Here is a 22206-nt window from a genome sequence, read left to right as displayed (position 1 = left end):
AAAGATCAGAACACATAAGCTTTATCTATTCTAACAAAGCAATCATCCGTACCAAACTGGCGCTTCGATTTATCCGACCAATTCGTACGTTCGCCTGTTACCATCACTGTCAAAAAGTATTTTCCTAATGGCATCAAATCCCTTCTGCGCAGCCTCATCATGAATAAAAGCCAACTTATCCATGGCATACTCAGCCTTGCGCACCTTCTCTCTCGTCTCCTCGGAATAAGCCTCACCATAGCGGCGCATGAAACCATCCAGTTTAACGGAACAATAGAAGTCGAAATTGCGCTCCAATGAATCGATATTACCGCTTACCTGCGAGAAGTCGAGAAAAAGCACCTGGTACTTGCCCTGCAACTCCGTAGGATGCTGTCCTATCCAGAGATTGCCAAAAAGTGATTGGAACTTAGCGCTTTGGTTACAGTCATAGTAAGAGTGGAGCATACTCAAAAATGTGCTCTTGCCAAAGCGACGAGGACGGATGAAGAAGAGATTACGGGGCTGCTTCTCCAACTCGGGTATAAACATCGTCTTATCGACATAATACAAATTCTGCTCCATCACCGTGACAAAATCAGCCACTCCGTATGGTACTTCCTTAACTTTTTCCATATTTTGTTACCTTTCCAAGTGCAAAGATACAACTATTTTTCAAGATACCAAGCTTTTTAAGAAGAAAAAGGCAAATGCCAGTTTACTATCCAGCATTTGCCTCATTACTCGAACTATATCTCGCCTTATATTTACATTACATTATCTTCCTTACTTCCTCTCTCCACTCATCCTGAGGGATACGTGAATAATGCACCTCACCCATCACCGGCACCACTCGCTTACCATCGAAGATAAGACTTTGCTTATCCCATCGGATGCTCTGCTGCGGAATTTGCGCCTGGGCATCCATCGAGCAAATTGTCAGGAACGACATCGCTGCAAATAATGTTTTAGTTTTCATTTTCATTTATAGTGTTTTTGTTATTTTATAGAGTTTTTGTTATTTATGGCAAAATTACAAATTTTAAAGCAATATTTACCTATAATTTTGTACAATAAACATAGATTATCTTCTTATTCATTGTTTTTCGTTGTTTTTTCGGTCACAATAGAATCCATACCAATTATTATCAGCAATATTCCTTGCTTATTTTTTTGTATTTTTATTCAGATATTCATCTTGTTTTCAAGATATTCATCTCATTCAAGATAATCTCTTTCCTACCTTTGCGGAAACAAACGCTATCATCAGCCCCAGGCAGGCTGCGATGCTGATGGCAATGCGGAGACCGGTAGCCTCAGCAAGCCATCCGATAACCGGAGGTCCTACCAGAAAACCGAAGAAACTGATGCTCGAAACGATGGTAATGGCGATGCTCGCCTTGATGGTTCCCAATTTTCCGGCGATACTGTAACAGATAGGAACCGACGAAGAGATGCCGAAACCTACCAGCAGGAAACCCAAGGTGGCAGGAATGAGATAAGGCAAGGCAGCAGCCAGCCACAAACCGCCCAATATCAAACCACCACAAACCTTCAATACTCTGGCTGGGCCGTATTTCGTAACAAACCCATCAGCCATGAATCTACCCAACGTCATCGCACCCATACCAGCCACATAGCCCGCACGGATAAAAGCCTCATCGGGTTTTACTACTGATGAAAAATATACACCACTCCAATCGTAAACAGTTCCTTCACAGAACATGCCGGCAAATCCCATCAATCCCAGGAGAAACAGAATCGGGTCAATGGTCTTGAACGAGAACTTAGGAACATCCTCCTCTTCAGCCTTTGCCGTAGCATCATCTACCAGATATCTGAATCCGATAGCGATAATGAGAAGACTCATCACCAAGACTGCTCCAAAGTGAGCCTCTATCGGAAGCAGAGTGTTGGCAAAGACGGCTCCGATGATACCACCCGAAAATCCACCCAAACTCCACAGACCATGAAAAGAAGACATGATGTTGCGCCCATACATCTTCTCCACCAGACAAGCCTGCGTATTGGTAGCGATGTTCATCAGATTTGCCATCATTCCGAAAGCCACCAGAGAAAGAATCAGCTGGAATACCGTACTACTGCTTCCCATACAGAACAACACGAAAGCATAGAGCACCTCAGCAAGCAGAATCATCTTCCTGCTGCCAAACTTGCTCACCAAAACGCCCGAAAAAGCCATCATCAGAAGCTGACCGATGGGAATGGCGAAAAGCACCGTTCCCAGCTGTCCGTTGCTCAAGTGCAACATCTGTTTTACATCAGGAATACGGCTTGCCCAACTGGCAAACACCACTCCCGGCACAAAATAATAAGCCGCAACAGCCACTCGCTTACGGACCAAATCTCCCAAGTGATTCAAACTTACAGTCATCCCTATTAATACCTTTATTTATATATACCTATTTTATTTGCGGCTGCAAAATTACAAAAAAAAGCAGAAAAAAACGATATTTGAACAAAAAACATAGCTCGGTATGAGATTTTTGACGTACCTTTGCACTCAGAAAAAGAATTAAAAACAAACTAGCAATGAAGAAACAGACAATGATTACCCTGGCACTCGCCTTGACTTTGGCGATGCCAGCCATGCCCACCTTCGCCCAGAAGGCGATGAGCAAGAAAGAAATCGCAGAAAAAGAAAAGGCTTTCAAAAACCTTCAGCATCCTTGGAAGGGAAAGAAGGTGGCTTATTTCGGTGATTCCATCACCGATCCAAGAATCAAGGCATCGAAGGTGAAATACTGGGGATTCCTGCAGGATTGGCTCGGCATTACCCCCTACGTTTATGGCGTGAGCGGCAGACAGTGGAACGACATTCCCCGACAGGCTGATCTACTCCAGAAAGAGCATGGCGATGATTTTGATGCCATTCTCATCTTTATGGGAACCAACGATTACAACAACGGTGTGCCTATCGGTGAATGGTACACGGAGACTTTCGACAGCGTAAGAGTAGCCCTTCACAAGCCAAGCGAAATGGTTCAGCGCCGCCACCGCCACTTCTGTATGGACAAGAATACCCTGAAAGGTCGCATCAACATTGCCATGTCGAAGTTGAAGCAGATGTATCCTACCAAGCAAATTGTGGTGATGACTCCTATCCATCGTGCTTACTTTGGAAGCAGCGACAAGAACATCCAGCCCGATGAGATGTACGAGAACGTACGTGGCATCTTCTTCGACGAATATGTGAAGGCAATTAAGGAAGTGGGCAATGTCTGGGCAGTGCCTGTCATCGACCTCAACTCCCTTTCCGGTCTCTTCCCAATCTATGATGCTGGTGCCCAGATGTTCAACAAGCCAGATACCGACCGTCTTCATCCTAATGATGCCGGCCACTCCCGCATGGCGAAGACCATCATGCAGCAGCTCTCTGCATTGCCTTGCGATTTCTAAATATATCGTAAATAATTGCGGGAAGCATCGCAAGTACTTGTCCGACTCTACGGGTAAATATGCCCCAAACTACGAGGAAATGTCCCCGTAACTACGAGGAAATATAACCGTAACTACGAGGAAATTTGCCCGTAACTATGAGGAAATATAACCGAAGCCTTCGGGCAAAAGTACCCAACGTCTCGGGCACAATTGGGCAATACTTCGGGGCACATTCCTCTAGCTTTGGGGACAGAATCAAGAACGCTTCTGAATGACTTTTCCTGATTTCAGTAGACACTTTTTTACTTTATAAACTAGAAAGGTAGACACTTTCAATTTTATAAAACTGAAATAGTAGACACTCTCAATTTTATAAAACTGAAATAGTAGACACTCAGAATCAAACGCTTCTGAGTGGCAATAAGTGATATAAATAAGGCGTGGCAATAGGTGGCAATAGGTGGCAATAAAAACATGTCTTATTGCCACGCCTTTCTTCCTATATATCAACCACTTATATCAAAGTGTGGCAGATGTGGCATTATTTTAGGAAAACTTTTTCCTATATATACGATGAAACATAGCCATCAATAACACTGAAAACAACGATAATTTTCCGATTTTGTCTTTTGATTGTGCAGGTCAATGAAATGATATTTATGTCATCTCTGTGTTAGTAGTAACTCGAAAATCTCCAAAATAACCATTTTCAATAAATATCAGAAAAACGCATAATAAAAGGGAATAAATCGTTAAAATGGGTGTCTACTTCCTACGAAGTAGACACCTAAAACATAGGAAGTAGACACTTTGACAGGGGAATGCGCCACCTTTTTTTGATGAAAAACACTATCTTTGTGCCATGAAAGAAATTATAGAAACTATACCAAGGATAGAATTAGCCCTGATCATTATCGGGGTGTTTGTACTCATATTATGTATTATCTTCGGATATGCCATGATACATGAGTACAGGATGTATCTTGAGAATCATTGGAAGGCTCGCTATAGCTTTCGTGACTTCATCAAGAGAGAACGCTTTTATTTCTTTTTGCTGTTGGCATCCATATTTATCTTCCTGACAAACCTCTTGTATTTCCTGGAGTGAGTTTCGGTTAGAATGGATGAATTAGCTTTATGGTGGATACCTGTCTTGTAATTGGAGACAGATTCTTACCTTTACGATAAAAAACAAATGAATGATATGGTAAATTATTTGACAACAAAAAATCGGTTGCTGGTAGCAATACTTGCATTTATTCTTCCTTTTTCTTTTGCGAAAGCAGAAGTAAAAGAAGTATATTCACCCGCACTTCACGGGAAACGACAAGGGTCTATATGCCACGATGAAAAGGTGGCGTATAGACCCTTGATTATATGGTGACATTCGTAATCTACATCTCCGCTTTCTGTTTTTTTATGAATTGCTCAGATTCTTAATGATTTCCAAAGACAGCTGGGTAGCTTTGGCAACCTGTTCGGCAGAAAGTCCCATTGCCAGCAACCGTTGTGCTGTTTCTGTGTTTGCCTCATGTTTGCCTTCTGCTCTACCTTTTTCCATACCTTTCGCCATACCTATTTCTATACCCTCCGTTAGCCCTTCTTGTTTTGCCGTATCAATAGAATTCTTGATATCCCGATATGCCTTCTTACTAGCTTCATACTCCCTCATTTCCTGAGGAGTAAACTTGGCTATCTCGGCTTCCTCGAAGAGGCGGTCGAAGACTTTATCGCACAGTTCTTTAGGGCGCTGGGTAAGCTTGTAGAGGTTCTTCAGTGCATAAAGCCACTTCTCGTAGAGCGTATCCAGTTGTTCCAGCGTTTTGTTGAACTTGGCTATCTCTACATAGATAAACTCCAGCTTATCGTAGAAAATCTTATGGGTAGCAGTATCGCACAACTGCACATGATGGCGGATTTTCTCCTTGTCGAATGCATCCTCGTTCATGCTGAAGTTAAGCAGTGCAACAGTATAGACATGATTGAGCTTGAAATCCCAGTCATTCCCCTTTGGTGCCTGTTCACGGATAGGGAAGGTTGAGTAGAAGAGGGAACGGTCCTTGAAATGCGCCTGGTAGGCATTCTGCATTTCTACGATGAACTTCTCGCCGTTTTCGCCCTCGCAATATACATCAAAGATGGCTCTGCGGTCGGTATAGACATCTCCTACGTGCTCTGGATTCAGATACGATACGTCCTTCACAACCTGTCTGCCATTAAACAAGCTGTTGAGGAAGCAAATTAGCAAATCCTTGTTCATTGCTGTTCCGAAAATTCGCTTGAAACCGAAGTCGGTCAGCAAACTGATATATCTTTCTTCTACCTGCTTCATAATCATCTGTTTTTAATATCCATGCCGCAAAGTTACGACTTTATTTTCATATCTGCAAGGGATTTCTGGGAAAAGTTACGGAAAAAGTTAGGAACCCACATATTTTATGTTATAAGGTAAATATCTGTGTAAATCTGTGACAAGGGTCTATATGCCACGATGAACAGGTGGCGTATATCCCCTTGACCATGTCTTGATACCTGTTCGGTGGATGACATGGCTGTATGGTGGTTATAAACCCAAGCTAGGCGTGGCAATAGGTGACAATAAAATAGAAAAACTTTTTCCTACATATACTGCAAAATCATATCAACCATCGTTTCCAGATAGCCTTTATCATCCTTAAACAGCACATGATTCTTTTGGAATTCAACTTTTTCAAATGGATTCTTCAACCAAAACTCAACCTGCTCCATTGGCGTATTGCTGATAATGAAACTGTTCAACATCAGATGAACGTTGCCCAACTGAGAAGCCACTTCTGTCTGTAAATACTTGAAGAGTTGAATCTTATCATCCTCCAATCCTTTAAGATTGCGAATACCTTTCGGATCGATGAAGGTGATATATTGCTTCTCTCCATCCAATATCCATAAGATAAAATCAGGATAGAAGTTGTTTGCATCAAAGAAACCCAACCCCCTCTTGCTCTCATTGCGAAGCAGATAAAACTGCTTACCAGCCAGCACATCGTCTTGATGAGCCTTACAATACTCACGGAAAGAAGTAACAAAGTTCTGTTCTCCCAAGTTTAATGCCACAGGAGACACCTTCAACTTTGGCTCACCAGTTACAACATCTACATAAGGACGATTACCATTGACATCTTTCTCTGCAAGGAAAACCAAAGGCTTATACAGATGTTCCTCCACATTCAAAGCCTTGAAATAAGGAGGATCAAGAACTAAGTCTTTACCAAATTCATTGGCCTCCACCTGCGCCTGCAATGTTTTCAAATGATCCACCACATTAAGCAGGTCGTTACGAACCTCTATTTCATATTCATCAGGCATACCTATATTATAATAGGTAACGCGTGTCTCCTTCAGATGCTTTTGCTCTTCCTTCGACTTAGCCTTCTTGTAAGCCATATCCATATAGCCACGGAGCAGACTGATTGTAACATCCTGCCACAACTCCACATTCTTTCCGAAATCATGAAAGTTCAAACGGTCTTCAGGAATTGACAATTCGTACCAGGAAGGATTTGCCATCAGATACTTCAAGTCTTCCAATCGCAATTCCAGATTATACCATCCTCGCTCTGCCTTCATACCCTGCAAGGCAAAAAACACTTCCGTCCAGTCTATCCAATTCATATGCTCCTGTCCCAAAACACCTATATAGCGACTTGCAGCATTAGCAGTTTGAACATTCTTGCTTCTCAGCAAATCCACCTTTGGATATTTGTCCAGTTTTACATTCACCTTTTTCATCAGGCTTTCATCGGCAGGTTCCACCACGGCAGACTTCTTGAAGTTATAGCCATCCACGACTTTCGGCAATGAAAGATGAAGAGCGTCTAAATCAACTGACTTAATGGTTTTGATAACAATCTTCTCATAGTCTATCTCATTGGTTGGCAAACCTTCATCCTCCAAATATGCCTTGAAGGCTTCCATATAATCAGCCCGCACGCCAAAGATATTCAGAGTCTCTATGGTTGACAAATTCTTTGGAATCATCTCGTCCTGATAGCAGGCATCCAGCATTTTGCTTCGCTTCAGCGAATACTTGTATCCCTTCAGACGAACGCCACGACCGAAAAGCTGAATAATCTCAGAACCTTCGCTGCGTCCCACATTCATCAGACCCATCACGGAAACTCGCCAACTACTCCATCCTTCAGTAAACTTCTTGGAACCAATCAGGATGTTAACGGTTGAATCTTGAGAATTGATATTATTGAAGAGGCTGGAAGTTCCGAATGCTTTCGTTTCGCAAAGGAATCCTTTATCCTGCAAAAGTTTCAGCAATTCCTTACCATCGCCCACATTGATGACTCCGAAATATTCCTTAGCACTTCCTACTCTCAAACCAATCTCCTCAAAACCTCCTTTTTGAAGGTCGATATGAAGTTGGGCACCATGGATATTGGAGTGGAAAAGATTCCGCAGGATAGCATCGTAGATGTTCTCGGCAAACTTCTGTTTGTCATCTTCTACGAGATATCCACCTTTAAGCGCCAGGAAAGAGTTGCCAAATACAGAATAACCATTCTTTGTTTTCAATCCATCTTCCGAACTGAGCAAACGACGGATATAACCTGAAAACTCTGTACGATTCCGGATAAAATCCTGCAAGAACAAGAGAATCTGAGTTACATCCGATACCTGATTCTTATTTTCCTTGCTCACAGCCTTTACGCTACTTCCCACAAATATTCCCAAAGGCTTTTCCACCAGAAACCTGTTATGAATCCGCACATCACTCTGATAGATTTTAGTCTGTTCATAAAGACATAGCAAATATGCCGTGAGATACATATTGAGCAGATCATCATCATTCCAATCGTTCATATTCATGATACGGTAATCCTTGCCATATCCATCGGCATAGAAATAACGATAGGAATAATCAAAAAGTGTTGCCTTACCATATTGGTCGAACATCGCCTTCCGGTCTTTGGCATTACTCTTTGCAGAAATGGCTTGACCAAAGGTAGCGGAATACTCAAAGGAGAAGCCTTCCTCGGTCAACTTCTGGCGATACCCCATCCAGACATCGCCACTGGAACCTTTGTGACCTTCATCTACCAATACCAGGTTGTTGCCCTCGAAAGCCTCAACTGCTACCGTTTTATCTCCATCCTTATCTGCCAATTTATTGATGTCGATGATTTCTACAGCCTTGCCTTGAAACAAACCACCAACACCTTGCTTACTGAACATAGCAACATCCATATTAGAAGCCTTCAACTCTTCATAATGCTGACGGCTCAATCCTTCATTCGGAGTCAATACGATGATGCGGTTGAGTTTCTTGGCATGATGAATCCTGGCATACTCCTGATATTGCTTGATGTTGACATGCATCAGCAGAGTCTTGCCCGAACCGGTAGCATTCCAATAAGCCAACTTATTCAAGTCATCAACCGTAAAGTCGGGCAACTCATGCCAAGTTTCTGCACGATGATTGAAGTCATCATGCAGAAAACGATTCAGGTTGTCGCAAAGTGCCTGCGGATTACTGAAATACTGGTCGAGATAGATTTCCGTGAACAAGAGGGATAGATACTGGAAGTACTTCCACTTGATTGGTTCACTTCGCTTCTCGTTAATCTCATCAGTAAACTTCACGATATGCTGGTCGTAAAAGTACAACTGTTCTATGGACAAAGGACCTGTTGCATAGAGCTTATGACAAAGCTCATGATAGAGTTTTGACTCGTGGTCATCATTCAATCCTTCGTATGCAGGATCCTTGAGATCACGAGACAAAGCCTCCAAGTCCTTACAGCCAAACAGCTGCAAGATATAATGAAACAGGACCAGTGCCTGCTGCAGTTTTCCTTTCTTCTGTATTTTCTTAGCCATAATAAGACCTATTCAAACATTCTCTTCTTAAATTCTTCCTCAATGAGTACTACTTTCCAATGCTCCTCATCCGTCTTGATATTCGGTAATGTATTATCACCATTTACATAAATCTTATCGAACTCTGAGTCTGTGGTGCAGTAGGCTTGCTTACGGAAGAATTCATTCAAGTCTTCGTTGCTCACCTTGTTGCAGTTTCTCCAAATCACGAGAGTTCGCTCATTGCCGATATGAGTAGTTCCTTCCACCACACAGTAGCCATCCTTAGGATAACGGAGCGTCTCTACATTCAGACCGATAAGATAGTTGAAGGTTTCCACCATATCAACATGGGTATCTACCAACTCATTATCCTTGGTTGTCTTGATAGACATGGCAAACGGATTCTTAAACCATTCCAGGTTGAAGAGATCTCCCTTGGTTTCTGTATCGAGCATATAACGGAGGAAATAGGTTTCCTCGAAATCACCCTTGCCATTCTCGTTATCGAAGTCGAGTCGCTGGTTCTTTGGCTGCAAGTTATTTAGGGTATCCTCATATTGCTCCAGACGGATGTACTTGAAGCATTGAGAAATGCCTTTACGGGAAACAGGCTTGCCATCCTTCCAATCCTCGGAATAGATTACTTTTTCAATGCGAGGCTTTGGAAGTATATCATAATAATAATTGACGTCACATAAAATGTATTTATGTTTTTTTCCTTTTCTATTTTGAATAATTGCAGCATGCCCTGTTGTTCCAGAACCACAGAAACAATCCATTACTATACCATCATCTTTCGTAGATACATTAACTACCTTATCCACAAACTCTACAGGCTTTGGTTTTATCCCATCAATAAATTCCTTCGGTAATGAAGAACCAAATATATTCAGCAACAACTTCGTTCCTTCCGCTGTAGTTTTTACATCATCCCATAAAGATGTGATAGTATCACCTTTAGCCAAAGCTTCTGATTTATATCGCTTGAAAGCAGGTTTCGTTGTACCTTTCCGTCCAAATAATATGCGTCCTTCTTCCATCAGACGCAGTACATCCTTTTCTTCAAAACGCCAACACCTTCCTTGTGGAGGATAAAACGTTTGACCTGTTTGTGGATTAGTTATTCCATACGATAGGTTCACACGAATACCTGGTGCATCCATAGGGTCTAACTTCCAAGGACCATTTGGGTCATTATCTGGATTAATAAAACCTTCTTCATTTGCCTCAACCTTAAAATCTACCTTATTAGCTTTAAGCAAATCCATATTCTTCGAAAATACTGTTGTGTGATTTATCGCACCAGATACTAACGCATCATTAGACACAGATTTACGACTATTCCAAATAATATCCGAGACAAAGTTCTCTGGAGCAAATACATTGTCTAGATTTTGCTTCAAATTAGCATATTCCCCATCATCTGTACTAACCCATAAAGTTGATAACATTGACATCATATTCCTAATCAAGCTACTCCTATCATTCATCATAGAAGCCCAAGACGAATGCTGATAATTATCCTTATAAGAGAAACTATTATCGGAACCAGTATTATAAGGCGGGTCAATATATACACACTTTACAGTCTCACGATACTTCTCCTGCAACAATTCCAAAGCCTGGAAGTTCTCACTATTAATCAGCAATCCATTACATTCCTCATCCACTTTCTCCATACTTCCCACGAGTTTATGCTTGAACTCGGCACTAAAGAACTTGGTGTCAAGCACAAGGAAAGGATTGTCTTCCAGGAACTTTTCTGTTAATGGCTCACTATAGCCCTCGGTCATCATATCCCCTTTGATTTCATCAATGGCAAAGAGGCGAACCCATTCTTGTCTTTGGGCATCATTGGCTATAATCTCAGAATAAAGGGTACGAGGAATGCGGTCGAGCGTGATACAATAATCACAACCGACTACAAACTTTTTCTTGAGCCACAACTTCTTTTGGAAGTCTTCGAGCTGGGCAAGGAAAGTGATAATCTTCTCTCCTACCAACTTGATGGCTTTCACTTGTGCCAAATGCTCCATGATATGAGTGGCATCCAAATCATCCAAAAACATCACCTCGTTTTTGATATAGAAATCAAGTTCTCTACGAAGGAAACCGCCCAAGTCTTTGTGGATGAAATAATCAAAATTGTTCTTTGCCGTATAGTCTTGCAGATGCTTCATCAGCAAAGTGCGTTCCTTATTCTTTTCTGTTGGCATCTTTTCATTGACCAACTCTGCAAAGTCGGCATATTTTCCTTCTGCAAACGAAGAAATAATCTTAGCCTCAGCATCCTTGATAAGTGCATCCTGCTTGGTAGTCTTCGGCATCAGCTCATAAGTAAAGAAGATGTTTAGCTCACCATCTTCCTCTGCGACACAGTCCTCTTCACAAAGTTGGAAACGGCGCTCCATATTGTTGGCTGCCTTGTTGTTGTTCTGCTCTGTATCCGCATCACGAAGAACAAAGTGTACCTTACGACGGCTGGTCGGCAACACGAACGAGTAATTCTTGAAATACTCAGAAGTCTTGATGTAATACTGGTCGGCATTTGCCCAATACAATTTCACTTCCTCACCGCTATAAGGAATGGCATAGGCATCGTCCTTATAGCGACGCTTAGAGATAAAATCGCCACCCTCATAATAACGGCTAAAGAATTTAGCCAAATGAGAAAACACCTCATTCTCCATGGCAGAAATATCAGTTCCTGCAGCAGTTTGAGCCTTCAAAATCTTTGTAACTTCAGGAACAAGGCGATTGTTCAAGAACGCCTCGATATCCTTACGCTTCTGATTCATAATGCGATATATACCAAAGTCGAGTTCGGCTTGGTCGAGTTGCAGTATTTCTGCAAGTATATCTCTAAATTTCTGTTCGTATTGTGTCATTGTTTATTTCTTAGTTATATTATTTTTGCTTTGATTCCGTTTCATTTCTTTAAAGTCCAATGCACGCAGAAGAGTTCTTCTTCCGTAATATGCTGCTGGATAAATGCCTTCACTTTGTCTATCATTCCGTCTCGCTTCTCCTCTATCTCATCTTCAAGTTCAAAGATTTCGGCTCGCTTACGCTTCTGCTGACTAGTAAGGGTATTCAATTCCTTTTCCAGGGTCAATGTTTGCTGTGCATTCTCCGAACGACTCAACAATCTTTTCTTCTCCTTGATTTTAGCCTTGATGTCTTTCAGTTCATTCTCCAAAGTGAGCTGCTGGTCTTCTGCCCATTTCTCGATATGCTGAATTTCAGCATCAAGCAAAGCCTTGTTTCGTTCTTCTATCTGAACGGTCAAGGCTGCTCGCCGGTTATCATACAGGGAAGCCAACTTCTGGCTTGCTTCCTCCTGCACAAGAACATTTCCGGTACTTATCGTTGGAACATTCAATAGTTTTTCAGCAAACTCCTGACCCAAAGCCGTTCCATCTTCCGCAAGTGCCGTCAGCACAATGTGCTGTTCCTGTTGTCCTTCGGATATAAAAGAAACAAGATGAGCCTGAAGCCATCCACTTTCATAACCACATTGTTCTATATCTGCCACCTTATAACGATATCGGCTATAATCGAAGAGGAGATTCTGCTGGCTTTGCGCATTCTGCTTACACAAGGCAATGACCTTTTGAGCCAAAGGATGCGACAAACGATAATTGATGTATTGCGATTGGAGCGTCGTTATCTGATACATGCCACATTCTGCTGCCACATCAGGATAAGGATTGTGCTTCAAGCGAAAGACGAGATTAGTTTCATCTACTACTTCTACATTCTCCTTACCAAGCGTAGCAATGGTTATCGTCCAAAGCCAGCGATGGAACTTATTCAGATTTCCCATATCCTTGCCTTGGCGAATCTTCAGCAGTCCCACCACATCCTCATCAAAGTTTTCAAGCAGTTGCTTGCGCGTATCTTGCATCGTTGCCTTGATACTTGCATCCATCTCTTGCTGAATCTGGTCGAAAGCTGCATTGATTTCTTCAGGAGTACGGCACTGCTGATAGATGTTGAGCATCCGCTTCTCGAAGTCAACCCCCGACTCGATGCTGCCCAGCACCTCATCACTAGAACCGAAGACACCATCAAAGAGATGGAATTTCTCAGAAAGCAGTTGGAACACACGCACATCAGCAGCATTTGCCTTATTGATGAAATTGAACACCACCACATCATTCTTCTGTCCATAACGATGGCATCTACCTATGCGCTGTTCCACCCTTTGAGGATTCCACGGCAAATCGTAATTCACAATAAGTGAACAAAACTGAAGGTTGATACCTTCGGATGCCGCCTCGGTAGCAATCATGATTTCGGCTTCGTCTCTGAAATAATCTACAATAGCCTGGCGCTTGTTTGCCGACAAAGAAGGGGTTAAGGCTGATGTGCCTATATTCCGCTCTTTCCATGCCTTATATATCTTTCGGGAAGTTTCATCATTGTTGGAACCATTGAAGAGGACTATCTTGCCCATATAACCATTCTCCTCTAAAAGCTGTTTCAGATAGAGCTGGGTACGGGTACTTTCCGTGAATATCATTGCTTTGCGGTTGGCTCCCAACTCTTCCATCTTCTGAAAACCGGTATGGAGTGCCGACAAGAGGCAATCACCTTTTTTATTGCTACTGATACTATTGGCTAGATCATATAGACATTGGAGTTCCTTGATTTCATTCTTGATACCTTCTATCTCATCGGAAGTAAGGATTTCTCCTTCCTGTTCGTTCTCATCCTGCTCATTCCATTCATCCCAATCATCGCCCAACATATCTTCGGCAACCATAGCTATTTTTCCATCTTCCCCATACCAGCCTTGTGGTTTATCGGCAGAATATGGAGCAATCTTGGTCTGCAAACGGTCGATAAGCGTTTTGAGCGTATAGCCGATGGCAAAGGTTGATGAAGACATGAGTTTGCGAAATATCAGCGTAATCAACTGACGTTGACTGGTTGGTAATCCGTAAGTATCATCACGGCGAAGATACTCGCTGATTTGATTATAGAGTTTCTGCTCTTCAACGGCAGGATAATATTCCTGCGCCATCGGGATACGAGAAGTATATTTTACATACTCCGTAACCTGTTTGCGAAGCGTGCGATGCACGATGGGGCGAAGACGCCTGCGAAGATCACCAAAAGCAATATCATCGTTTTTGTTACTATAGCAATACTGAGCCTTGAAACTCTTCAAGTCACCAAAGTAATGGTCATCGATGATACTTACCAGACCATATAATTCCTCTATGTTATTCTGGAGCGGAGTGGCGGTAAGGAGGAGTTTATGACTATCAGAAAAAGCTGATTTCAGACGGGAAGCCATCGAAGGGGTTGACTTATAAACATTGCGCAGTTTATGAGCCTCATCATAAACCACCAGGTCCCAATGAGTGCGCGACAAGATTTCGGCTTGTCTGGAAGCAAACTGATAAGAGCAGATATAGATTTGCTTGCCATCGGAAAGATGGTCTAAAGAAATCCCCTTTTTCTTTTCGAGAATAAAAGAATCCAGAAAGAACTTTTCCTCCAGCTCCATGCTCCACTGTCGGCGAAGGGTAGCTGGAGCAACGATGAGGATACGACGCTTACGTTCAGCCCAAAACTGGCTGATAACAATACCAGCCTCTATCGTTTTTCCCAATCCCACCTCATCGGCAAGGATAACACCTTTGGAGAAAGGAGACTGGAATGCAAAAAGAGCCGCCATCACCTGATGGGGGTTCAGATCGACACGTGCCTCCGACAAGACACCCGTCAACTTATCATCATCCGCACCACCCCTATTACGTGACAACTGCCAGGCATAATACAAGAGCTGCGCAGATGAATAAGGGATTTCCTGTTTCATCGTCGCTTATAAGGGATTATGAGCGTAAACTTTATCGGAAATAGCAGGTCACATTTTTGCTATGCTTGAGCAAACTTCCAGGCTTACAAAAACAATGCAGAAGAGACAAATACCTTGTTGGCGAAACTATATAAGAAAGGCGTAAGCCTCACTTATCAGTCTCTTAGGTATTTGGCGTGACCTGCTGTACATAGATAAGTTTAGCTCACGCCTTATGAGCGTGAGCATTCACTTATATTTACAATGTACAGTCTTTTTTCAATCGCCAAATTTCAAGAGACTCCAAATAATCGTAAACGCTTGTATATTATTATATTATATGTCTAAAGTTTATTCTTTCTGTTTCTTATTTTTCTATTTTATTTGTTCAACTTATGTTACAAGGGAACAGCCGCCTGCGGCAACCTCTTCCCTTTCGAGGGCAAAGTTACAAAAAATAAATGAGATATGCAACTTAATACCTCAAAATATCTTTTATAGAGTAAATTTTACTTGAAGCATCAAAAGAGAAATACTGGTCGTCCATAATCATATAATCCACTCTCTGCTTCTTACTCAGACTCTTAATGAATCTATACGACACATATCAAATCTGCTGAAGATAACTTATAGCCTTCTCTGTACCGAAAAAATACTGGCGATTCAGCTTTCTGTAGGTCAACTCTTTTGCAAGTTGCTCTAAAGTCAGTCCTCCATACAAATATCTTTCCAATTGAAAAGCGACACCATCATCAGCAACGGGACCGACCACAACATCATAGTCATGAATAAATTTATCCTTACTTCTTTTACGGTTAGCTAAGATAAATTTTGCCCATTCTATTGATGGACTATCAAAAGTCAACACTTTCAGACTTCCATCAATCAACAGTTTCTCGTCAAACAAGAATTTTGTTACGACAGGAGAACCTGAGCCAACAATACGAGTTCGCTTGATTGCCATCTCCATTGCCTGCGGAAAAATATCCGTCAGATAAAAACCTTGCCCAAAATCCTTATAAGGCTTACACTTAGTAAAATCAATCTTGTCTATAAACAGATTGGATCCATGATACAACTCTATCATACCAAAGCCCCTCCATTCCTATGACAAATAACAGCCAAATCATCCACTGCATCATCTAAAGAAAGAAGATGCTCCGCTCCATAACATTCATACAAAAAATCCAATCCCTTATGCCTTTTCAGATAAGCATAGGATTGCTTCAAAGATATGCCAAACCGCTGTGCAAATTGGCTCACACAATATATAATGTAATAAGTCTTACTTTCTAATTCCATAATTCTCAACCTACCTTTCCATATTTAATTTCCTCCTTCAGCAACTCATAGTTGTAGCCAGAACTCTGATAATATAGCCCTGTCTCTAAATCCTGAAGTTTCTCGAATAACTCTGAATTATAAACACAATCTAAAGCTTCTTCAAGAGAATACTTGAAGTCTTCCATCAGCCACATTGCCATATCTTTGATACGGGCATTAATCAATATGCCTATCTGTCCGGCAGAAAGTTTTGTTTGTCCTTCCATAATTATATATTTTTCTTTTGTGGGCAAATTTACAAAGAAATATCGAGAATACCACATATTTTATATATAAAAGTTTGGAGAATACAAAGAAAACTTATAATTTTGCCAAAAAAAACGGATTTTTAGTGACACAAACAAAATAAACAGAAGAAATCATGATAAACGACAGAAGACAACTGGCTGACGTGTATCAGCAAACTATAGATATTGTACTGAAGGGACATTACACATCTGAGAATGGGGAGGAAGTGAAACTGCTCGACAACACGAAGATGCTGAGGGGAAGCAGATTCTATACCAAACCACTGGATGCTTCTAATGTACCTAGTCTTGCAGAAGGTTCCACCAAGATTATAGTGAAGAATGACGACAGCATCCATTGCGGTCATCAGTTGCAACAGGAAGGATACAATCCCGTGGTTCTCAACCTGGCAAGCCGGCGCAACCCGGGTGGTGGCGTGAAGAACGGAAGCCGGGCACAGGAGGAAAGCCTCTTCCGCAGCACCAACCTCTTTCTCTCTATGTATCGCTATGCGGAATATGCCGAGGATTACGGTCTGGAGAAAAGCAAGTTCCAATATCCGATGCCTGTGAGATTCGGAGGTATCTATGTGCCAGACGCTACCGTATTCAGGGCTGGAGCCAAGGATAACTTTGCCTTGCTCGATACTCCTTACTATATGTCGTTCGTGGCAGTAGCCGCCATCAATCATCCTGATTTAGATAGAGATGGGAACATCTGTGAAGAAGATGCCGCATTGACAAAGAACAAAATGAGGACGATGCTGCGTATCGGTCTGCTGAACGGACACGACAGCATCGTGCTCGGTGCATTCGGTTGCGGTGCCTTCCACAATCCTCCGAAACATATCGCAAGACTGTTTCACGAAGTCATCGACGAGAAGGAGTTCAAGGACAAGTACAAGCTCATCGCCTTCGCCATCCTTGAAGACCATAACTCGCCAAGAGGTGGAAACCTGCAACCCTTCATCGAGGAATTCAAGTCATAAGCTCCCACAGATTTACACAGATGGGGCTTGATTAGCAGTAATCAATGCCTCGCTTCTCGCACTCACCTCGCAAGGCGGCGAGGAAGTAACTGCGCTCGCTGCCCCAACCACGAACCTTGCGCTCGTGATCCACGGTCTGCTTCAAATGCTCATCGCTGTAAGCGGCAAAACGGGCTGCATACTCTGAAATTCTTGACTCGGCATCAGCTGTCTTAATTGTTGATGACTCGGCATTAGCTGCCATTACACTCTCATTGTTCTTTAAATCTGAATTTGGATTCATAAAGATAATTATTTTAAGTTGTTAAACACTTACACATTCTTTTACCACCGTGGTTATCTCTATGCGAAACTCGGTTGGTGTGCCGCAACTGGGCAACTCTTAATGCTTGATTTCGGGTGCAAAAGTACATCATTATTCTGAAACCACCAAATTTTTTCGGGATTATTTTTTCCTGTTTTTTTCCTTCTTCTAAAGAAGAAGTTTTTTCGGGGTAGCAGATAGCAAGAAAATACCCGACTTGATAAGAAGAGATATACTCGACTTGATTGAAGGAGATTCCCTTAAATGGTTAAACTTTCCTATATTTGCATTATAATAGTATTATAATAATAAAATTATAATTACCTTTGTAAATTGACAATCAGAAAGATACAAACAGTAGAAATATAAAAACAAAGAATGATATGATACAGCAAGTTGAATTTTCATTGCGCCCGCTTCCTCGCGGCTTTCATCTCGTAACCAACGAGGTGATGAGGAACTTGCCGGCACTGCCTAAGACAGGGATACTGAATCTCTTCGTAAGACATACCAGTTGCGGATTGTCGCTGAACGAGAACTTCGACCCTGATGTGAGACATGATTTAAAGGGTATCTTCGAAAGACTGGTTCCGGATGGTGACCCAAGATATCTGCACCAGGATGAAGGACCTACGGATATGTCGGCGCATGCCAAATCGAGCATGGTGGGGGTATCGCTCACCATTCCTATTACCAACGGAAGACTGAACCTTGGTACCTGGCAGGGAATTTACCTCTGTGAATTCAGAGAAGGAGGCGGAAGCCGACACCTCATCGCAACGATTATCGGGGAATAAAGAATCGTTGCAATAAATCGAAGTCGCCTCTATTTTTTGAAAGAATCGGAGGCGTCTTTTTCTATTTCACGGAAAAGGCCGAAGTATCTCTTGCATACCCAGACGATTCCTACTACCATTGCTATGACGAGGATTCCTCTTAAAAATCCACTTAATATCTTTGGCATACAATCCCAAATCGGCAGTAGATGCATCACAAATCCTAAAATTATCGTCAATACCAACACACCGATGGTCAAGAGTTTCTCGTTTTTGATAGCTGGCTCAGGATCCTCTAGTTCTACCAGGTTTCTCAACTGGTATATCTTATAGATAAAGAATACACAGTTCAGACATAAAAGAACAAAGCAAGCTACCATTCCTCCAAAAAACAGATCCTCGTTATCTATCAAATCAACACAACTAATCCATAGAAAGAAGAGAGATAATCCTACAGAAGCAAAGCGACTGCTGAGAGAAAGATAATATACCTGTCGGGCATTAACTATCTTGACGAAAGGCAAATCAATGGCTGTGGGATGATAGCTATGACGCAAGTTTTGAACTGAAACAAGTGTACCTACCGCAGCTATGACAATATACAGAAACCAATCATCAGATGTGGCATGAATGATGTTTCTGATGGTGAGCAGCCACATGGCAAGAACCAGGATTCCTACAATAAATTCAAAGACCCTGGCAGTTGTAGAACGATAGATCTTGACTTGCGCAAAGATGCCAGCCTGCTCTTCCTTATCGCCATTTTTGAATAAATCAAGCACAAAACAAAATATTTTATTCTTCATCTTTCTTTTCCCCTCCTATTTGATTTAAATCGACTTCTTCCTTCGTTTTCTTTGATGCAGCCTTCTTTTTCTTAGGCAGTCTGCCAGCCTTGCGCAGCGCTTCGGCGATGATCCATTGCAGCTGGCCGTTGGTTGAGCGGAACTCATCCTCAGCCCACGCCTCAATGGCACTCATCGTTTCCGAATCGATGCGCAATATAAAACTTTTTATATTTGTTTCCTTTTTAGCCATACTTTTTTAATGATTCAATGTTCCCGTATTTACTACAGGCTGAGCAGTATCATCACCACAGAGCACTACGAGCAGATTGCTGACCATGGCTGCTTTCTTGTCGTCATCAAGCTCTACCACATCTTCATCGCTCAACTTCTGCAATGCCATCTTCACCATCGACACGGCTCCTTCTACAATCTTCTCTCTGGCAGAGATGATGGCTGAAGCCTGCTGGCGACGAAGCATCACGGCTGCTATCTCCGGTGCATAAGCCAGATAGTTGATGCGAGCCTCTACAACCTCGATACCTGCCATTGCCAATCGCTCATCGATGCGAGCCTCCAACTCCTTATTAATCTCATCACTTCCATCTCGAAGCGTAATCTGATTCGACTTTCCACCCTCGTCATCATCGTAGGCATACTGTCCAGCTACCTGTCGGAGAGCGGCATCGGCCTGAATCTGAACAAAGCGGCCCAGCATATTCATGATCTGTGCAGCAGAAGCACCGATGCCTGCCTGACCCGTAGAACCCTCAGCCATCGTCTGGGTATCAATCTCGAAGATAGCCTTGTAGGTATCCTTCAGTTTCCATACCAGCACCATACCAATCATAATCGGATTACCCGTCTTATCATTCACCTTGATAGGTTCGGCATCGAGGTTGCGCACACGAAGCGAAAGCTTTTTCTGACTGATGAACGGATTCAGCCAATAGTAACCAGGCTCTGTAAAAGTGCCACGATACTTACCGAAGAAAAGCAATACGCGAGCCTGACCCGGCTCCACCAGGATGAAACCGCAGACGCAGATGATGCTCAGGATGAGAAGCAGTACGCCACAAACACCACAGACATTTGCCAGCCAGCCCTCTTGCGAAACGCAGGCAAATATAAACAAGCCAACTCCAGCCAGAAAGCCGATGATGTTTAACACTAACATCAGGATGCCATTCAAGGTCTTTCCCTGATACGTAAATTCCTTATTCTCCATAATTTTACTTTATTTATTACGTTATTGATATTGATATCATTTTAATATCACAAATATACGATATTAAAATGATATCACAAGAGAAGGAACCCAAAATTTTAATTAGTTTAACGTAAAAAGGTCGTTGAGACGAATCCCAACGACCTTTTCCTGTATTTTCACCTATTTATATATAGGATTACTATTCTATCACTTCCATTTCTTCCTCCTCGATTTCCTCTTTCTCTTTCTTTCCGAAATTAGGATCAATCTTCAGGAAAGCAGTAACCAGGAAGGTAATGGCGCAACATGCCATCACGATGATGAAGAACATGCGGTAGCCTACCATATCTTTCAGATATCCCGAAACCATACCAGGCAACATCAAACCTAAATAAGAGATACCTGTACAGATGGAATAATGGGATGTCTTGAACTTGCCCTGACTATAGAACAACATGTAAAGGGTAAGAACCGTGAAGCCCAGACCGTAACCCAACTGCTCGACGAAAAGACAGCTGGAAACCACGATGAGGTTGCTGTTGAGTGAGTAACTCAGATAGATGTAAACCACATCAGGCAAGGTGATGGCGCAAACCAGAGGCCAGAGCCATTTCTTCATTCCATCCCTGCTCACCAGAATACCACCAAGAATTCCACCCAGCAGCAAACCAATCAATCCCACAGTACCATTGGCAAAGCCATATTCCTGAGGTGACAGTCCCAGTCCGCCCTGCGAATTAGGACGGAGGATGAAGGTCTTGGTCATGGTGTTCAGAAGCGCTTCTGGGAATCGGTAGAGCAAGAGGAAGAGCATCACACAGATGGTTTCTCCCAATCCGAACTTCACGAAGAAGGTGCGGAACATATTCTTCAGTTCGTGAGCCACTTCACCCACCGTTCTGTCCGTCTGCACATCCTCCTTAGGACGTGGCATGAATCGGCTATGATAGAGCCATAATCCGATGAAGATACCTGCCAGACCGTAGAAGATGAGCGCCCATGAGAAGCTAATCTGGTTGCGGAACATCACCTGGAGAACACCAGCCAGCATCACCAGGAATCCATTCACAAAGATGATGGCAAGGCGATAGAAGGTATTTCTCAAACCCACGAACTTGGTCTGCGTATGCTCATCCAACTCTATCATATAGAAACCATCCGCCGAAATATCGTGGGTGGCACTACAGAAGGCGATGAGGAAGAAGAAACACATCGTTGCCTGGAACCAGAAGGCAGTAGGCAGCGAGAAAGCAATGCCGGCAAGGGCGGCTCCGATGAGTGCCTGCATGGTCAATACCCACCAGCGCTTGGTCTTCAGCAAGTCGATGAAAGGACTCCACAAGGGTTTGATAACCCATGGCAAAGCCAGCCATCCGGTATAGAGACCCACCTGGGCATCGGTCAAGCCCAACTGCATATACATCACGACAGAGAGGGCTGTCACGATGACATTAGGCAGTCCTTCTGCAAAATAGAGGGTCGGAATCCAAGCCCATGGATTCCGACTATTTTTCTTTGTTACCATTTTACA

18 protein-coding genes and 1 riboswitch are annotated in these 22206 nt (G+C 42.6%); of the genes, 3 read left to right on the top strand and 15 right to left on the bottom strand.

From position 1 onward, the window contains the following. Positions 1-69: 69 nt before the first annotated feature. The 3 genes from ACTQ53_RS02270 to ACTQ53_RS02260 form a co-directional block, all read right to left on the bottom strand. Positions 70-615 carry an AAA family ATPase gene (locus ACTQ53_RS02270; protein ID WP_441931870.1) on the bottom strand — a complete coding sequence of 182 codons (546 nt, stop codon included), beginning with the start codon at positions 613-615 and terminating at the stop codon, positions 70-72. A gap of 136 nt (positions 616-751) precedes the next feature. Beyond that, a complete protein-coding gene (locus tag ACTQ53_RS02265; RefSeq protein WP_441931869.1) occupies positions 752-958 on the bottom strand; it encodes a hypothetical protein in 207 nt (68 codons plus the stop codon). A gap of 243 nt (positions 959-1201) precedes the next feature. Continuing rightward, entirely contained in the window at positions 1202-2374 is a 1173-nt protein-coding gene (locus ACTQ53_RS02260; RefSeq protein ID WP_441931868.1) for an MFS transporter, read from the bottom strand. A 158-nt stretch (positions 2375-2532) separates the two neighbouring features. On the opposite strand from ACTQ53_RS02260, the gene ACTQ53_RS02255 reads away from it, so the two are divergent. Next, on the top strand, positions 2533-3399 hold the full coding sequence (locus ACTQ53_RS02255) for an SGNH/GDSL hydrolase family protein (RefSeq protein WP_441931867.1): 867 nt from the start codon (positions 2533-2535) through the stop codon (positions 3397-3399). 1399 nt (positions 3400-4798) lie between these two features. On the opposite strand, the gene ACTQ53_RS02250 is transcribed toward ACTQ53_RS02255, so the two are convergent. From ACTQ53_RS02250 to ACTQ53_RS02220, 7 genes are all read right to left on the bottom strand, one after another. Further along, positions 4799-5719, bottom strand: a complete 921-nt coding sequence (locus ACTQ53_RS02250) for an Rpn family recombination-promoting nuclease/putative transposase (RefSeq protein ID WP_295345862.1) — start codon at positions 5717-5719, stop codon at positions 4799-4801. A 281-nt stretch (positions 5720-6000) separates the two neighbouring features. After that, complete coding sequence (locus ACTQ53_RS02245) at positions 6001-9249, bottom strand: DEAD/DEAH box helicase family protein (RefSeq protein WP_441931866.1); 3249 nt, start codon at positions 9247-9249, stop codon at positions 6001-6003. A gap of 8 nt (positions 9250-9257) precedes the next feature. Next, the gene (locus ACTQ53_RS02240; RefSeq protein WP_441931865.1) at positions 9258-12119 is read right to left on the bottom strand and encodes a site-specific DNA-methyltransferase; all 2862 of its coding nucleotides are present in this window, start codon (positions 12117-12119) and stop codon (positions 9258-9260) included. Between the two features lie 41 nt (positions 12120-12160). Then, positions 12161-15061 (bottom strand): SNF2-related protein, encoded by a 2901-nt coding sequence (locus tag ACTQ53_RS02235; RefSeq protein ID WP_441931864.1) that lies wholly within the window; start codon positions 15059-15061, stop codon positions 12161-12163. 586 nt (positions 15062-15647) lie between these two features. Beyond that, positions 15648-16127, bottom strand: a complete 480-nt coding sequence (locus tag ACTQ53_RS02230; RefSeq protein WP_349225428.1) for a DUF3990 domain-containing protein — start codon at positions 16125-16127, stop codon at positions 15648-15650. Next, a complete protein-coding gene (locus tag ACTQ53_RS02225; RefSeq protein WP_441931863.1) occupies positions 16124-16342 on the bottom strand; it encodes a DUF3791 domain-containing protein in 219 nt (72 codons plus the stop codon). Before ACTQ53_RS02225 ends, ACTQ53_RS02230 begins: the two co-directional genes overlap by 4 nt. A 5-nt stretch (positions 16343-16347) precedes the next feature. Then, positions 16348-16590, bottom strand: coding sequence for a hypothetical protein (locus tag ACTQ53_RS02220; RefSeq protein ID WP_117586144.1), 243 nt, complete (start codon positions 16588-16590; stop codon positions 16348-16350). A 155-nt stretch (positions 16591-16745) separates the two neighbouring features. Here ACTQ53_RS02220 and ACTQ53_RS02215 point away from each other — a divergent pair, with 155 nt between their 5' ends. Further along, positions 16746-17600 (top strand): TIGR02452 family protein, encoded by an 855-nt coding sequence (locus ACTQ53_RS02215; protein WP_441931861.1) that lies wholly within the window; start codon positions 16746-16748, stop codon positions 17598-17600. A gap of 31 nt (positions 17601-17631) precedes the next feature. Here ACTQ53_RS02215 and ACTQ53_RS02210 read toward each other — a convergent pair whose 3' ends face one another. Beyond that, positions 17632-17883 carry a hypothetical protein gene (locus ACTQ53_RS02210; protein WP_441931860.1) on the bottom strand — a complete coding sequence of 84 codons (252 nt, stop codon included), beginning with the start codon at positions 17881-17883 and terminating at the stop codon, positions 17632-17634. After that, positions 17883-17994: riboswitch (SAM-I-IV-variant riboswitch) on the bottom strand. It overlaps the preceding gene by 1 nt. Positions 17995-18287: 293 nt before the next feature. Here ACTQ53_RS02210 and ACTQ53_RS02205 point away from each other — a divergent pair. Then, positions 18288-18701: a secondary thiamine-phosphate synthase enzyme YjbQ gene (locus tag ACTQ53_RS02205; protein WP_006846346.1), complete on the top strand. Its 414-nt coding sequence runs from the start codon at positions 18288-18290 to the stop codon at positions 18699-18701. A gap of 29 nt (positions 18702-18730) precedes the next feature. Here ACTQ53_RS02205 and ACTQ53_RS02200 read toward each other — a convergent pair whose 3' ends face one another. The 4 genes from ACTQ53_RS02200 to ACTQ53_RS02185 all read right to left on the bottom strand — a co-directional run bounded on the left by ACTQ53_RS02200 (position 18731) and on the right by ACTQ53_RS02185 (position 22200). Then, positions 18731-19486, bottom strand: a complete 756-nt coding sequence (locus ACTQ53_RS02200) for a hypothetical protein (protein ID WP_441931858.1) — start codon at positions 19484-19486, stop codon at positions 18731-18733. Next, a complete protein-coding gene (locus ACTQ53_RS02195; protein WP_295345853.1) occupies positions 19476-19718 on the bottom strand; it encodes a DNA-binding protein in 243 nt (80 codons plus the stop codon). Before ACTQ53_RS02195 ends, ACTQ53_RS02200 begins: the two co-directional genes overlap by 11 nt. Before the next feature lie 6 nt (positions 19719-19724). After that, on the bottom strand, positions 19725-20693 hold the full coding sequence (locus ACTQ53_RS02190; protein ID WP_117662731.1) for an SPFH domain-containing protein: 969 nt from the start codon (positions 20691-20693) through the stop codon (positions 19725-19727). Positions 20694-20874: 181 nt separating this feature from the next. Then, positions 20875-22200, bottom strand: coding sequence for an MFS transporter (locus ACTQ53_RS02185; protein WP_294969064.1), 1326 nt, complete (start codon positions 22198-22200; stop codon positions 20875-20877). Positions 22201-22206 lie beyond the last annotated feature (6 nt).

Source organism: Prevotella sp. Sow4_E9_plate (assembly GCF_052116205.1).
Taxonomy (GTDB): domain Bacteria; phylum Bacteroidota; class Bacteroidia; order Bacteroidales; family Bacteroidaceae; genus Prevotella.
This window is presented reverse-complemented; position numbering and strand designations above follow the sequence as displayed.